The sequence below is a fragment of the Bartonella chomelii genome (genome assembly GCF_014138465.1).
Classification (GTDB): domain Bacteria; phylum Pseudomonadota; class Alphaproteobacteria; order Rhizobiales; family Rhizobiaceae; genus Bartonella; species Bartonella schoenbuchensis.
On record NZ_JACJIR010000030.1, the window covers coordinates 1 to 1,264 of the forward strand.

The following is a 1,264-nucleotide window of genomic DNA, read 5'->3' on the forward strand; positions in this document are numbered from 1 at the left end:
ACAAGTGGGACGTTTAAGATGACTGGGGGGATGATTACGGGATTGGGAAATAGTGGGTATGGGGTGAGTATGACGGGTGGGACGGTGACGTTGGATGGGACAAGGATTACGGGGTTTGAGAAGGGGGTGAATGTGGAGGGGGGGACGTTTGAGATGACTGGGGGGATGATTGAGGGGAAGGGGGGTGGGAGTTATGGGGTGTATATGGGGAGTGGGAGCTTGACGATGAAGGATGTGACGATTACGGGAAGTGGGGGTGTTGGGGTGAGTGTGGGGAGTGGGACGATGGTGTTGGAGAGGGTGAAGATTTCGGGAAGTGGGAAAGTGGGGGTGGGGGGGATGGGGACGTTGACGATGAAGGAGGTGACGATTTCGGGGTTTGAGAAGGGGGTGAATGCGGTGGGGAGTGAGAGCTTGACGATTAGGGGGGGGACGATTACGGGGAAGGGGAGTGGCACGGGGGTGACGGGGAGTGGGACGATGGTGTTGGAGAGGGTGGAGATTGAGGGGTTTGGAACGGGGGTGAGTGCGGAGGGGAATTTGACGATGACTGGGGGGTCGATTACGGGAAAGGGGAGTGGCACGGGGGTGACGGGGAGTGGGACGAACTTGATGATGACGTTGGAGGGGGTGAAGATTTCAGAGGTACAAACGGGGGTGAGTGCGGTGGGGGGTGGGAGCTTGACGATGACGGATGTGACGATTTCAAAGGTACAAACGGGGGTGTATGTTAAGAGAGGGAAGAGCCTGACGATTAGGGGGGGGACGATTACGGGAAAGGGGAGTGGGAGGATGGGGGTGGATGTGATGGATGGGAATGTGACGTTGGATGGAGGGGTGACGATTACGGGGTTCACGACGGGGGTGAATGCGGGGAGTGGGAGCTTGACGATGAAGGATGGGTCGGTAACAGAGTTTACGGAGAAGGGGGTGGATGTGGGGGAAGAGGTGAAGAGTGTGAGTTTGACGAAGACGGTGATTAAGGGACAGAATAAGGGGGTAGGGGTGTATGCCGTGGGGACGAAAGACATGACGATGACGTTGACGGATGTGACGGTTGAGGGGGTTGAGAGGGGGGTGAGGGTGGAGAAGGGTAAGAAGCTGGTGATTAGTGGAAGCTCGACGATTAATTTTATGGGGGATTATGGGGTGGGGGTGTATATGGGGGATGGGGTGGAGAGTGCTGAGTTGACGCGGACGGTGATTACGGGACAGGATAAGGGGGTAGGGGTGTATGCCGTGGGGGGTGAGAATTTGGTGATGA

1 protein-coding gene is annotated in these 1,264 nt (G+C 57.0%); it reads left to right on the forward strand.

Translation table 11 applies throughout. The annotated features are described in order from the left end of the window. The coding region (locus GGR10_RS06750; RefSeq protein WP_182480448.1) for a right-handed parallel beta-helix repeat-containing protein at positions 1-1,264 on the forward strand (1,264 nt) is incomplete at both ends.